Source organism: Bradyrhizobium sp. YCK136, from assembly GCF_044570075.1.
GTDB classification, from domain to species: Bacteria; Pseudomonadota; Alphaproteobacteria; order Rhizobiales; family Xanthobacteraceae; genus Bradyrhizobium; species Bradyrhizobium diazoefficiens.
In genome coordinates, this window is record NZ_CP172424.1 from 4,768,378 (window position 1) to 4,781,954 (window position 13,577).

Annotated in this window: 12 protein-coding genes and 1 pseudogene; 9 read left to right on the forward strand and 4 right to left on the reverse strand. The window is 64.9% G+C overall.

From position 1 onward, the window contains the following. Nucleotides 1-103 precede the first annotated feature (103 nt). Entirely contained in the window at nucleotides 104-928 is an 825-nt protein-coding gene (locus ACFLEY_RS23360; RefSeq protein ID WP_060912192.1) for a carboxymuconolactone decarboxylase family protein, read from the forward strand. Nucleotides 929-932: 4 nt separating this feature from the next. On the opposite strand, the gene ACFLEY_RS23365 is transcribed toward ACFLEY_RS23360, so the two are convergent. Beyond that, complete coding sequence (locus tag ACFLEY_RS23365) at nucleotides 933-1,826, reverse strand: LysR family transcriptional regulator (protein WP_060912193.1); 894 nt, start codon at nucleotides 1,824-1,826, stop codon at nucleotides 933-935. 283 nt (nucleotides 1,827-2,109) lie between these two features. Between ACFLEY_RS23365 and ACFLEY_RS23370 the strand changes: the two genes are divergently transcribed. The 6 genes from ACFLEY_RS23370 (at nucleotide 2,110) to ACFLEY_RS23395 (ending at nucleotide 6,582) form a co-directional block, all read left to right on the forward strand. Then, entirely contained in the window at nucleotides 2,110-2,505 is a 396-nt protein-coding gene (locus ACFLEY_RS23370; RefSeq protein WP_060912194.1) for a cupin domain-containing protein, read from the forward strand. Nucleotides 2,506-2,545: 40 nt separating this feature from the next. Next, the gene (locus ACFLEY_RS23375) at nucleotides 2,546-3,541 is read left to right on the forward strand and encodes an aldo/keto reductase (RefSeq protein WP_060912195.1); all 996 of its coding nucleotides are present in this window, start codon (nucleotides 2,546-2,548) and stop codon (nucleotides 3,539-3,541) included. A gap of 34 nt (nucleotides 3,542-3,575) precedes the next feature. After that, nucleotides 3,576-4,340 carry an SDR family NAD(P)-dependent oxidoreductase gene (locus ACFLEY_RS23380; protein WP_028173968.1) on the forward strand — a complete coding sequence of 255 codons (765 nt, stop codon included), beginning with the start codon at nucleotides 3,576-3,578 and terminating at the stop codon, nucleotides 4,338-4,340. A 235-nt stretch (nucleotides 4,341-4,575) separates the two neighbouring features. After that, nucleotides 4,576-4,785, forward strand: coding sequence for a cold-shock protein (locus ACFLEY_RS23385; protein WP_028173969.1), 210 nt, complete (start codon nucleotides 4,576-4,578; stop codon nucleotides 4,783-4,785). A gap of 202 nt (nucleotides 4,786-4,987) precedes the next feature. Beyond that, on the forward strand, nucleotides 4,988-6,112 hold the full coding sequence (locus tag ACFLEY_RS23390; protein WP_051000369.1) for an acyl-CoA desaturase: 1,125 nt from the start codon (nucleotides 4,988-4,990) through the stop codon (nucleotides 6,110-6,112). A gap of 233 nt (nucleotides 6,113-6,345) precedes the next feature. Then, nucleotides 6,346-6,582, forward strand: a complete 237-nt coding sequence (locus ACFLEY_RS23395) for a hypothetical protein (protein WP_028173972.1) — start codon at nucleotides 6,346-6,348, stop codon at nucleotides 6,580-6,582. A 62-nt stretch (nucleotides 6,583-6,644) separates the two neighbouring features. Here ACFLEY_RS23395 and ACFLEY_RS23400 read toward each other — a convergent pair whose 3' ends face one another. After that, nucleotides 6,645-7,865 (reverse strand): hypothetical protein, encoded by a 1,221-nt coding sequence (locus ACFLEY_RS23400; RefSeq protein WP_060912197.1) that lies wholly within the window; start codon nucleotides 7,863-7,865, stop codon nucleotides 6,645-6,647. A gap of 81 nt (nucleotides 7,866-7,946) precedes the next feature. On the opposite strand from ACFLEY_RS23400, the pseudogene ACFLEY_RS23405 reads away from it, so the two are divergent. Beyond that, nucleotides 7,947-9,010: pseudogene (locus ACFLEY_RS23405) on the forward strand (IS630-like element ISRj1 family transposase). Nucleotides 9,011-9,068: 58 nt separating this feature from the next. Here the strand turns inward: ACFLEY_RS23405 and ACFLEY_RS23410 are convergent. Further along, complete coding sequence (locus tag ACFLEY_RS23410; RefSeq protein ID WP_060912198.1) at nucleotides 9,069-10,571, reverse strand: class I adenylate-forming enzyme family protein; 1,503 nt, start codon at nucleotides 10,569-10,571, stop codon at nucleotides 9,069-9,071. Nucleotides 10,572-10,594: 23 nt separating this feature from the next. Next, a complete protein-coding gene (locus ACFLEY_RS23415) occupies nucleotides 10,595-12,433 on the reverse strand; it encodes an extracellular solute-binding protein (protein WP_060912199.1) in 1,839 nt (612 codons plus the stop codon). Nucleotides 12,434-12,693: 260 nt separating this feature from the next. Here ACFLEY_RS23415 and ACFLEY_RS23420 point away from each other — a divergent pair, with 260 nt between their 5' ends. Beyond that, nucleotides 12,694-13,518, forward strand: a complete 825-nt coding sequence (locus tag ACFLEY_RS23420) for an invasion associated locus B family protein (RefSeq protein WP_060912200.1) — start codon at nucleotides 12,694-12,696, stop codon at nucleotides 13,516-13,518. Nucleotides 13,519-13,577 lie beyond the last annotated feature (59 nt).

The following is a 13,577-nucleotide window of genomic DNA, read 5'->3' on the forward strand; positions in this document are numbered from 1 at the left end:
AATCGCACGGCGGACCATCGCCTATAACAAGCTTGCGAAGGGCGATCACGCCCGCCGGCGCGCGTGCGCCCGGGAAGCAACTGCAGTGTACAGGAGATCCGTCATGAAACTGCAAGCCGCGGTCGTCGCATTGCTTGCGCTGACGGCCATGCCATCGGCCCGCACGGAGGAGACTGCCGCCATGACCGGATCAAAGCCCGCGCTCACCTATGCGGATGTTCGGAAGGTTTCCCCTGTACTTGAGGCCTACACGCAGAACCGTCTCCTCGGAGATGTCTGGAAACGGCCCGGCCTCGCGCCGCGCGACCGCAGCATCGTCACGTTGGCAGCGCTGATCGCGCGCAATCAGACGATCGAGATGCCGTATCATTTCAATCTTGCGCTCGATAACGGTGTCAAGCCGCGCGAGATTTCGGAGATCATCACTCATCTCGCCTTCTACGCCGGCTGGGCCAATGCGATGTCGGCCGTCGCCGTTGCCAAGGACGTCTTTGCCGCCCGCGACATCGGCGCCGCGCAGCTTCCGGTCGTCTCGGTGACGCCGTTGCCGCTCGACGAGGCTGCCGAGGCGCAACGTGCTGCGTTCGTCCAGGAACAGTTCGGCGCGTCCTTTCCGGGCGTCGTGCAGTACACCACCGACGTGTTGTTTCGTGATCTTTGGCTGCGTCCGGACCTCGCGCCCAGGGACCGCAGTCTCGTCACTGTCAGCGCGTTGATCGCCAACGGGCAGATGGCGCAGCTCACGCCGCACCTCAACAGGGCGATAGACAACGGCCTGACCCAGACGGAGGCTTCGGAAGCCATCACGCAACTGGCGTTCTATGTCGGCTGGCCTAACGTGTTTTCGGCAATGCCCGCGGCGAAGGATGTGTTCGCGAAGCGGCCACATAAGCCGTATCTCACCGCCATTGGCGCTTGGCCGAGGTGACATCTCAGTCCCGGTGGCGGAGCGCCTCGACAAGGAGTGCAAAGGCGGCTGAGGGCTGGCGCCGGCTCGGGTAGTAGAGGTGGTAGCCGGGATAGGGAGGGCACCAGTCCTCCAGCACCCTCTTGAGGCGCCCCTTGTTGATGTGGGACCGCACCAGGCCCTCCGGCAGATAAGCCAGCCCCAGGCCCGCAAGCGCCGCCTGGAGCATCTGGGTGGTGGTGTTGAAGACCAATTGGCCGTCGACCCGAACCTTCAACTCGCGAGAGCCCTTTTCGAACTCCCAGGAGTACAATCCGCCATGGGTCGGCAAGCGCAGATTGATGCAATTGTGCTCGACCAGTTGCGAAGGCTTCTTCGGCTCCGACCGGCTCCGGAAATAGGACGGAGCGCCGACGACGGCCATGCGCGCGTCGGGGCCGATTCGCACAGCAATCATGTCCCTCGCGACTTGCTCGCCATCCCGCACGCCGGCATCGAAACGTTGCGCGACGATATCCGTTAGTCCGGAGTCGCTGACGATCTCGAGCTTGATGTCGGGATATTCTCGTAACAGCTTCGCTAGCTTCGGCAGAAGGACGGCGTCGGTGGCATATTCGGTCGCCGTAATGCGAATGGTACCGGAGGGCTTTTCCCGGAGCTCGGTCAAGGCGACGAGTTCGGTCTCGATCTCCGCGATCCGTGGCCCCACGTTGCGCAACAGACGTTCACCCGCGGCCGTCGGCGACACGCTGCGCGTGGTGCGCGTCAACAGGCGCAGTTTCAGCCGCGCCTCGAGCTCCTTGATGGTGTAGCTGAGCGCGGACTGCGAAATGCCAAGCTTCGCGGCGGCTCTCGTAAAGCTGCCTTCGCGGGCGACGATCAGGAAGGCCGCGAGGTCGTCGAGATTTCCGCGCTGCATTTATCGATCCTCCTTATAAGTCCATGCCGATCATAGTGGCTAGTCCGCATAGCCGCACGCATTAGATATGGCGCAGTCCCGCGAGGTGAGGCGAGTTCGGCATATGGATCGATCGGACATTCCCTTCCGGCAATGCGAGAGCAGCGCTGCGGACGCCCCGAGCGCGCTGACGCGACGGAGCATGCTGTCAGGCGCTGCCGGATTGGCCATGCTGGCATCGTCGCACGCGGGCTTTGCGAGGGCCTCGGACGAGACTGGCCCGACAACGGGAAGGCAAGCAACTATGGATATCAAACCCAACGGCTCACGCCCCTCCGGCAAGGGCCCCGAAGCATGGTTCTCCGGCACGGTCCGTGTCGATCCGCTCTTTCAGCTGGGTGACCCGATACGTCTGAGCGGCGGTCAAGTAACTTTCGAACCCGGCGCCCGAACCATGTGGCACACCCATCCGCTCGGCCAAACCCTGATCGTCACGTCCGGCCTGGGCTGGGTGCAAAGCGAGGGGGGACCGATCGAGGAAATCCGCCCCGGCGACGTCGTCTGGTTTCCGCCCGGCGAGAAACACTGGCACGGCGCCACCGCGACAACCGCGATGACGCATATCGCCATCACGGAATCGCTCAACGGCAAGAATGTCGACTGGATGGAGAAGGTCAGCGACGAACAGTATCGCAAGTGATGTCGCGCCCTCGGTTGGCGACATGACCAGGAGACCGAACATGCAGATGCGCAAGCTTGGCGACAGCGGCCTAGCGGTCTCGGCCATTGGCCTCGGCTGCATGGGCCTGAACTATCATCGCGGCCCGGCGCCGGAACGGCACGAGATGATCGCGCTGGTCCGGGCGGCGGTGGAGCGCGGTGTCACCTTCTTCGACACCGCCGAAGTCTACGGCCCGTTCACCAACGAGGAGTTGGTGGGCGAGGCGCTGCAGCCGGTCCGGAAAGACGTCGTCATCGCGACCAAGTTCGGCCACGATCTCGGTCCCGCCGACGCGCGGCGTTCCGGCGGGCTGGACAGCCGCCCCGAACGGATCCGGCAGGCGGCCGAAGGCTCGTTGAAGCGGTTGCGGGTTGAGGCCATCGACCTGTTCTATCAGCACCGCGTCGATCCCAATGTCCCGATCGAGGACGTCGCCGGCGCGGTGAAGGATCTGATCGCCGCGGGCAAGGTCAGGCATTTCGGCCTCAGCGAGGCCGGCGCCGCTACCATCCGCCGTGCGCACGCGGTCCAGCCGATCGCGGCGATCCAGAGCGAATACTCCCTCTGGTGGCGTCAGCCCGAGACGGAGGTGTTGCCGGCTTGCGGGGAGCTGGGGATCGGCTTCGTCCCCTTCAGTCCACTGGGCAGGGGCTTCCTCACCGGCAAGATCGACGAGACCACCAGCTTCGGCGCCAATGACAACCGCGCCGGCTTGCCGCGCTTTACGCCCGAGGCCCGCAAGGCGAACCGGCCGGTCGTCGACCTGCTGGCTCAGATCGGTGCCCGGAAACGTGCCACGCCGGCGCAGATCGCATTGGCCTGGCTGCTGGCGCAGAAGCCGTGGATCGTCCCGATCCCCGGCACGACCAAGCTCGGCCGTCTCGACGAAAACATCGCTGCGGCCGCGGTCGCGCTGACACCCGACGATATCAGGCACATCGACGCCGCGGTCGCGCAGATCACCATCACAGGCGACCGTTACCCGCAGGCGGAAGCTGCACGTACGCAGCGCTGACGGCACGTACGACGACCCGACAGGAGAGATATCCATGAACATTTCATTCGAGGGACAGGTTGCGCTGGTGACCGGTGCCGCGTCCGGGTTGGGCCTCGCCACGGCAAAGGCTTTCGCGGAATCCGGAGCGTCCGTTGCACTGGCGGACTGGAACGAGGACGCGGTGCGGGCCGCGGCAGGCGAGCTGGTCACCCGGGGTCACAAGGCCATCGCCATCCGCTGCGACGTCTCCAATGACGCGCAGGTCGAGGCCATGGTGGCGCAGACCGTTTCCGTCTTCGGCAGGCTCGATGCCGCCTACAACAATGCGGGCGTCCAGAATGTCCTCGCAGAGACCGCCGACACGACCCGCGAGGACTACGACCGCGTCATGGGGATCAATCTCCGCGGCGAATGGAGCTGCATGAAATTCGAGCTGCAACAGATGCGCAAGCAGGGCAGCGGTGCGATCGTCAATTGCTCGTCTCTCGGGGGACTTGTGGGAGGCGCCGAGCGCGGCATCTATCACGCCGCCAAGCACGGCGTCCTTGGTTTCACCAAGAGCGCGGCGCTCGAATATGCGGCACGCGGCATCCGTATCAACGCCATCTGCCCCGGGCTGATCTGGACACCGATGGCCGACCAGATGGTTGCCGCCGGCCAGGGCGATGCGCTCAAGGCCTTGGAGAAGAGCGTGCCGATGGGACGGGTCGGCCGCCCCGAGGAAATTGCGAGCGCGGTGTTATGGCTGTGCAGCGACGCAGCCAGCTACGTGACCGGCCAGTCCATCTCGGTCGACGGCGGGTTCATCATGCGGTGAATACAGCGAGCCCGGAGGCCGCCAACCGGACATATAGGTCCGAAAACAGCGACATATGGCCCCTTGCGGAATGCCCGAACAATAGCCATACTCAAGCCATCGAGTTTCGGCCGAACGACTTGGCCTCGCCGCTGATAAGCGTGCCTGACTGACGACCCTCCCTCCAGATCTCGAATTCGCTAACTGTGCTCTTGAGCGCGGTTCCAAAGACTTATCTATGTTAAAGGACGACCCCATGAATACGGGAACTGTGAAGTGGTTTAACGGCCAAAAGGGTTTCGGCTTCATTCAGCCGGACCAGGGCGGCCAGGATGTTTTCGTTCATATCAGCGCAGTTGAACGCGCCGGCATGAGCACCCTCAACGAGGGCCAGAAGGTTTCCTTCGAAATCGTCGCGGACCGCCGGACCGGCAAGTCTGCTGCGGAAAATCTGCGCGCCGTCTAGGCTACCGCAATCGGTACTATGTTGCTTTGACCACGGATGTACTGGCAGAGCTTCTGGTTCTCTCGACCCGCGACTGGTTTACCGGCCGCGGGTTTTTTTGCATCGGTTGCGGGTAGGCCCGCCCATCGAAACAGCTGAGGTCGCGAGCGTGTCTATCAATATCGATTCAGGCCAGGATTCAGATCAGGAACACGACGACGTCATGTATCCGCAGGTCCTGCCGTTTGTATTGATCCACGCGGGATGCCTCGCGGCGATCTGGTCGGGCGTCTCGTGGCAAGCCGTTGCAATCTGCGTTGCCCTGTATTGGCTGCGCATGTTCGGCATCACGGCCGGATATCACCGGTACTTCTCGCATCGGGCTTACGCCACAAGCCGGGCGTTCCAGTTCATCCTTGCCTTCCTTGCCCAGAGCAGCGCCCAGAAAAGCGTGCTTTGGTGGGCTGCCAAGCACCGCCATCATCATCTTCACTCGGATACGGCGCAAGATGTCCATTCACCCCGGCACAAGGGCTTCGTGTACAGTCATCTCGGCTGGATCTTTTACCGGCAGCACGATGCGACCGACCTCGTGAAGGTATCGGATCTGGCGTCGTATCCCGAGTTGATGTGGCTGCACCGGCTGGAGCTGTTGCCGGCCGTCGTGCTCGCGGGTCTGTGCTTCCTGATTGCCGGGTGGTCGGGGCTCGTGGTCGGATTTATGTGGAGCACCGTGGTTCTGTATCACGCGACATTCTGCATCAACTCCCTCGCACATGTTCACGGACGCAGGCGGTATGTGACCGGCGACGATTCCCGCAACAACTGGCTGCTCGCCCTGCTGACGATGGGCGAGGGGTGGCACAACAACCATCACGCCTACCAGGCCAGCGCCCGGCAGGGCTTCTACTGGTATGAGGTCGATCTGACCTACTATGCCCTGGTCGCCTTGTCCTGGCTCGGGATCGTCTGGGATCTGAAGTTGCCGCCCCGGCAGGTTCTGCGCAATGAGCATCGTTTGGGATCGCGCGTGGTCAAGCAAGCGGCCGAGCAGCTCGCCGCTCGCTTTGATCCCGAGCACATCGCGCTGGCGATCAGAACGTCGATCCACGAGACTGAATTATCGGTCCGGGACGCGCTCAGTCTGTTGCAGCACCGTGCCGACTTGCGCCTGTCCAGCATGCCGACCCGCGAGCAGTTGCTGGCTGAGGCGCAACGCATGTTCGCCAAGACCATATCCCTCGACGATATCGTCGACCGCGCCTACGAACTCCTGCACGATTCTGTCGGTTTTCTCCTGGCCACGCCCGCTCTATCGGCCAACACGAACGCGAAGAGTGGCATTTAGCGCGAGCATCCCCATATAGGGGTATGACCAATTGGCAGAAGTCGAGTCCACGGCAACCACCCAAGACGAAGGCAGAGCTTCGCGAGATGCTGACTGAGGCAGTCCGCAACACGCAGCCCAGCCGCGAGTCGAATCGCCTGGCGAAAGCCAGGAAGATCGCGGCCGGGATGGCCCGCGCCGATCAAGCGTCCGGGGTCACCGCACCCGTTCGCTGAGCCCCGAGAAGGAGCCGCATGCGCAAGTTTCCCAAGCCCACCGAGCAAGAGCTCAAAGAAGGGCCCCAAGCCGTGTCCTTTCAGATCGCGAACGGGAACGCGCGGCAGACCTGTGTTCTGCAGACAACGCTCCCAACCAAGGCGCAGGCGCAAAAATACCTTCTCGCGAATTGGCCGGCCGTCGAAAAGATGGCTCGCGACGCTCTCGCGATGGGAGCCGTTGAGGACGGCCAGATCAAGCTCATGATGACGTGAGCGGCCGAGGCCCGACGGCGGACATCAAGACGCGTATTGGATTATTGAACGCTGGCGAATGACTACGACGCCGCGCGCGAGGCGTCGGCGGACAGCCGCGCCAGCAACGACCTGGCCGTATCCGACGACGACAGCGAGTCCACGCTGACCACCGGATCGCTGCGCATCTCGTGCTTGCCGTTGGAGGTGTGCCGCATCACCGCGGAGAGACGGCGGGCGATCATGTGGGCGGTGCGGAAGTCGGTCTCGGCGAACACGACGATGACCGAGCCGTCCTTCTGCGCCGCGCCGAAATCCATCTGCCGCATCAGGCGGCTCAGGATGCGCGCAGCATCCAGTTGTGCGCGGGGATTTGAGGGATCGAAGGCGAAGCGCGCCACCGACAGGCCGCCGCCGCGGGCGAGCGTCTGCTCGACCGCCCTGGAGAAGTCGCGGGCAAAGGCTTCCGTCGTAAGCAGGCCGCTGCGCGGATCGAGCCAGCCGCCGGCGTCGATCGAGCGCAGCGTGCGGCTCAGTTGCGCTTCCATCGCGTGCTGGCGGATCAGCGGCAGCGCGTTGGCGGCGACCTTCGCCGGCTCGCCCGGAATGAGCTCGAGATTAGGCAGGTCGTAGGTCTGCACGAGCTGGTGCGCCGTGACGACCACGGGCAGGCTGCGGAAGCGGGTGTCTTCGGCGAGCACCGTGAGGAAGGCGTCGATGACGCGCGCGGTAAAACCTTCCGCGAGCACGACGCCATCGATATCGCGAGTGTTGAGATGCTTGGCTGCGGCCTCGATCGAGAGCGCGCCGATGACACCGACGCGCTCACCGAGCGCGACGGAGAGTGCGGGATAGGCCGCGCCGCGGCCGATCAGGAGCACGGTGGCATCGCGCGACGGGTCGCTCTCCGGCAGCGCGACCTTCGCCTCCGGCAGCCGGCGCAGCACGGTGGCATGAAGGGTGCGCACGCGCAGCGCGCCGCGCAGCCGCGCGCTCAGGCGGTCGGAATTGCCGCGCGAGGAGAAGGGCAGGGCGTTGTGAGGCAGCGTGCCCGCCGCGTCCAGGGCCACGAAGGGCAGGTAAAGCGATTGGTCGGCGATCTTCTTGGCGAGCAGCGCCAGATGCGGCTCATATCCGCTGTTCATTGCGGCGAGAACCGCGGCCGGCTGCACCTGCTCGACCGCGCGCACCGCGCTGGCCCAGTCGGTGTCGACCACGGGGAAGAGACGGGCCTCGTCCAGCGCCGCAACGAAGGCGGGGCGCTCGGCATTGGACACAAAAAGGATCGGGCCCGCCTGGGACATCGCAAACTCTGATCACGCGACAGATGCTGCGCAATCTAGTACCCACTTTTCTTGGAACGTGAGTCGTGATTCAAGGTCGGGATGATACCCGAAGCAAGAGAAGTCCACCTTTCGAGGAAAGATCGCAAGGTGCTTGAGGCGTGCTGTCGCTCACCGGTGACGTTGCAGCGCGATTTGAAGCGGGCGCGGATAGTTCTGTTGGCGGCGGATGGGCGCAGCACCCGGTCGATCGCCAAGGAAGTTGGGGTCCAGCCGCGGATTGTCAGCCTTTGGCGGCATCGCTATGCCGACCATGGCCTTGAAGGGCTGCAAGACAAGCCGCGGCCTGGCAAGCAGCCGATCTATACGAAGACGACCGACAAGCGGATTCTGAAGCTGCTGGATAAGCCGCCACCGCAAGGGTTTGCGCGCTGGACCGGCCCCCTGCTGGCCGAGGCGCTGGGCGATGTCGATGTCCAATATGTCTGGCGGTTCCTGCGCAGCCACAAGATTGACCTGGTGGCTCGCAAGTCCTGGTGCGAGAGCAACGACCCGAACTTTACGGCCAAAGCCGCCGATGTTGTCGGCCTCTATGTCGCGCCGCCGGCGAAGGCCATTGTGCTGTGCGTGGACGAGAAGCCCTCGATCCAGGCTTTGGAGCGAGCGCAGGGTTATCTGAAGTTGCCCAATGGCCGCGCCTTGACCGGCCAAAGCCACGATTACAAGCGGCATGGCACCACAACATTGTTTGCGGCGCTCGAAGTCGCCACCGGAAAGATCATCGCGACCCATTCAAAACGCCGGCGCCGCGTCGAGTTTCTCGATTTCATGAACAGCGTCACCGCGCTTTTCCGAACCGCAAGCTTCACGTCATCCTCGACAACCTCAACACCCATAAAAAGAACGAGGACTGGCTCAAGGCCCACCCCAACGTGCAATTTCATTTCACGCCGACAAGTGCGTCATGGCTCAATCAGGTCGAAGTATGGTTTTCCATCTTGCAGGGGCAGTCGCTCAGCGGCACCTCCTTCACGAGCCTCAAGCAGCTTCAGGAACACATCGATGCCTACGTCAACGCATACAACGACAGAGCCGAGCCCTTCGTCTGGACCAAGAAAAAGGTCCGTCAACGCCGTTTCAAAGGCCGCCGTATCACTCAGCTCTGATTCCGGGTACTAGTTTGGCCGCCTTAATGCAGCGTCAACGAATGGGTCGAAAGTGCGCCTAGGCCGCCCCGGAGCGGTCGCGAAAAGCCTCAACCATCAGGGGGTTAAGCCCAAGCTCGTTGAGCGCCTCGCGGGCGCGGGCGTTGTCCTGGGCCCGGCCCGCCAGCCGGTGACCGGAGAGGCGGTCGGGCAGCGCGGTGAGCAGGGCGCCCTGGCCGAGCCGGCGCGCCCATTCCTGGAGATCGTTGGAGAGGAAGCGGTAGCCGCCGACGGCCATGATGCCCGAGGGCGGCGCGGTGATGCAGATCGCACCGCTCGGACGGTCGAGCCGCGCCGCATAGCCGGTGTCGACATAGTCGCGCGGCGGCTGCGCGATCAGCGTCTCGCCGACGGGCTGCGGCGGGGCATAGACCGCGATCGGCACCATCGCCCCGCGCAGGCCGAGCGTGCCCTTCGGCGTCAGCAGGATCTCGCCGGCGATGGAGGAGCCGGACTGTTCGCGCGGGGCGCCGTGCGGCCCCGGCATCACCGCAACAGGCATGCCGTCCTCGCCGCGGCGGGCGCCGAACAATCCGGCCTCGCCGAACAGATAGACGTCGGTCAGCGGCGCATGCGGCGCGATCCAGGCATCGCTTGCCGCCACCTGTTCCGGCGCGCGCCACAGGCCGATAACGTTGCGTAAGGTAGGCATCCGCGCCGCCAGGTCGGAATCGCCGAGCCGCAGCGCGAGCTGCGCGGGCGCGATCAGCACCTCGCATTCATGCTCGTTGATCTGCTGCTCCAGCACGTCGTTCTCGAACGGATGATGCAGCGCCAGCGCGCCGCCCGAGAGCAGCCACACCGCGAGCGAGGAGGCGAGGCCGGCGAACGACATCGGCGTGAACGCCGCCATCACGGTTGCGCCCTGCTTGATGTCGGCCTCCAGCGACATCGCAAGGCCCCCGGCGATCAGGCTGAAATGCGGCCGCGGCACCGGGCGAAAGCCTTCCGCCGTGACGTCGAAGGAGATCATCGCCGCCTTGCGGCCGTCCTGGATCACGGCGCGCGTGGTGCCGGGCGGGCGGGCCAGGACCTCGTCGAGCGAGGCCATGCCTTCGGGCAGGTCGGTGCCGAAGCCGCAGACATGGCGGATCGAGAACGCCTCGGCCGCAGCGTGCATCGCGAGGTCGGAATAGCTGACGCCGTCGACCCTGCTCATAGTGACGATGGCGCGCGCGGCGGTGCGGTTGAGCGCAGCGGTCAGTTCCGCGTGGCGCCAGAGCAGCGGCAGCACGGCGACGACGAGACCGGCGCGATGGGCGGCGAGCACCGTCAGCACGAACTCGACCGTGTTCGGCAGCTGGATTGCGATGACGGAATTGGCCGGCAGGCCCGATTCGACGAAATAGGCCGACAGCGCCTCGATGGCGGTATCGGCCTCGGCATAGCTCAGCCGCCGCGGCTGGCGCCCGGTCACGCGCGCCTTGTTGAGGGGGTCGAGCAGGGCGGTCGCGTGCGGCTGCCGCATCAGCGTGCGCTGGAACAGCGTGTCGAGCGTCGGCGATACGGCTTGCTGGTTCACGGCGTCACTTCGCTTGACTGGCCCTAAGGCTCACCCTTCGACCACCAGGTCTCCGGCAGGTAGCCGGACAGCGCAGTGGCCTTTGGCCGTTCTATCCGATTCCAGCGCGCGATCCATTGCTCGGATACGTTAAACAGGGGGATTGTGTAGAAGCCCGCGATCAGGGCGCGGTCCAGCGCGCGCACCGCCGAGACGAAGGCCGTATGTTCACGGGCCTCCAGCAGGGCGGCGATCATGGCGTCGACCGCCGGATCCCTGGCGCCCATGTAGTTGCGGGTGCCCGGATTGTCGGCGGCGGCGCTGCCCCAATAGAAATACTGCTCGTTGCCGGGCGACAGGGACTGGTCCCAGCGGTTCTGGATCATGTCGAACTCGTAAGCGAGCCGGCGCTGGTCGAATTGCACGGGATCTACCGACCGTACGCTCGGCTCGATGCCGGCGCGCCTGAGGTCGCGCTGGAAGGCGAGCGCGATGCGCTCCTGGTCGCGGGTCGTGACCAGGATCTCGAACGTGAAGGGCGCCTTGGTCGTGCGGTTGCGCAGTACGGTGCCGTCGAGATCGTAGCCGGCCTCCGACAACAGTTTCAGCGCGGCGCGTAGCGTGGCCCGGTCGCGGCCGGAGCCGTCGGTCACCGGCAGGCGGTAGCTGCCGTCCATGACATCGGGCGGAATCTGTGCGGCGAACGGCTTGAGCAGCTCGCGCTCGCGCGCGTCCGCAGGCCTGCCATAGGCCGACAGGTCCGAGCCGGCGAAATAGCCGGCGACGCGCGAGTAGAGCGAGAAGAAGTAGTTGCGGTTGACCAGCTCGAAATCGAACAGCAGCGTCAGCGCCTTTCGCACGCGGATGTCGGCGAACATCGGACGGCGGGTGTTGAAGACCAGGAATTCCGAGGGCTGCGGCACGCCGGGCTTGACGGTGTCGCGGATCACCTCGCCGCTTTTGACGGCCGGAAAATCATAGCCGTCGTGCCAGCGCAGCGGCTCGTTCTCGACGCGGAAATCGTAGAGGCCGCGCTTGAAGGCCTCGAACTGGCCGTTGGCCTCGCGGAAAAAGTCGAGCCTGATCTCGTCGAAATTGTAGAGGCCGCGATTGATGGCGAGGTCGCGGCCCCAATAGTCGGGATTGCGCTTGAGCGTCACGCTGGCGCCGGGCCGCACCGCGGTGACGCGATACGGGCCGGAGCCGACCGGCCCGGTCAGCGTCGTCTCCTCGAAGGTCGCGACATCGACCGCGTGCTTCGGCAGGATCGGCATCAGGCCGAGGATCAGCGGCAATTCCCGGTCGTTGGCGCCGGTGAGGTCGAAGCGGACGGTGAGAGGATCGGGCGCCTCGGCCCTGGCGACCTTGGCATAGTATTGCCGAAGGTTCGGTCGGCCGTGGTCGCGCAAGAGCTGCCAGGAGAACAGCACGTCCTCCGCGAGCACCGGTTTGCCGTCGGAGAACCGGGCGCGGGGATCGAGGCGGAACGTGACGTAGCTCCGCTCGTCGTCGGTCTCGACCGATCTGGCGAGCAGGCCGTAGAGCGTGAACGACTCATCCTGGCCGCGCGCAAGCAGGCTTTCGACCACGTAGCCGCGGATCGGCTGCACCGCCAATCCCTTCACGATGAACGGATTGAGGCTGTCGAAGGTGCCGAGAATGCCCCAGGTCAGCCGGCCGCCCTTGGGCGCATCGGGATTGGCGTAGGGCATGTGGGTGAAATCGGCGGGCATCGCCGGCTTGCCGTGCATGGCGATGGCATGGGCCTCCTCGGCCCGTGCGCTGGCCGGCAGCCCGGCGCCGAGGGCCATAACGAGGGCCGAGGCGAGGATGATGCAATGGCGGATGCCGGGGCCCTCGAGAAGGCGTTGGAACATGAACATCGGCACACGTTGATTCGAGGACCGGCGGACCTGAATCCTATCACAGGGAATTTGGTGGGGCGCTGGCGCCAGAGTGACCAAAGACGCTTGTCGGCATTGATCTTTTCGTCGGCCACGTTAAGAAGGCGGGCAATCGCGCAAGAGCGCCGAGCCCGTCACTTATCCGCCTCATTTGACGGGGAGAGAGCCGCGCCCAAGGCGGCTTGGTTCGGCGCTTCGGAGCGGTTCGGGCACTTCCCGTTCAGAAAGGGTTTTCTGCAATGAATTTCCGTTACTTGGCCGCGTCCGTCCGGCCGCGCGGGCGACTTCTCGCCTTGTTGACGGCGACGGCATTGGCCGTTCCGTTTGCCGCCGAGGCCCAGACCCCGGCGCCGGCCCCCGGTGCGCCCGCCGCGCCCAAGGCGGCTCCGAAAGCCGCTCCCAAGGCTGCGCCGAAGGCTCCGGCACCGGCCGCTCAGGCGCCCGCCCAGCAGGCTCCTCCCGCCGCGGGCGCGCCGGCGCAGCAGGGCGCAGCCCAGCCGGCAGACCAGCAGATCCAGCTGATCTACGCCCCCTGGACCAAGTTCTGCCTCAAGGGCCAGGACGCCAACGCCAAGCAGGTCTGCTTCACCGGCAAGGACGGCCGCATCGAGTCGGGCCAGCCGGTCATCGCCGCCGTCATCATCGAACCGGAAGGCGAGCCGAAGAAGATCCTGCGCGTGACGCTGCCGCTCGGCATGCAGCTCGTGCACGGCACCCGCATCATCGTGGACAGCAATGCGCCGTTGCAGAGCCCGTACGTGATCTGCTTCCAGAACGGCTGCATGTCGGACTACGAAGCGACGCCAGAGCTCATCGCCAACATGAAGAAGGGCCAGAATCTCGTTGTCCAGGCGATCAACGCCAACGGCGCGCCGCTGACGCTGCCGCTGCCGCTCGCCGGCGAATTCCAGAAGGCCTATGACGGTCCGCCGACCGATCCGAAGGTGTTCGAGGAAACCCAGAAGAAGCTTCAGGAAGAGCTTCAGAAGAAGGCGGACGAGCAGCGCAAGAAGCTCGAGCAGAGCGGTGCTGCGCCCGGCGCGGCTCCGGCCGGCCAGAAATAATCGGGACCAGATCCCTGACATGAAAAAGGCGCTCACTCCGAGCGCCTTTTTTATTGGCC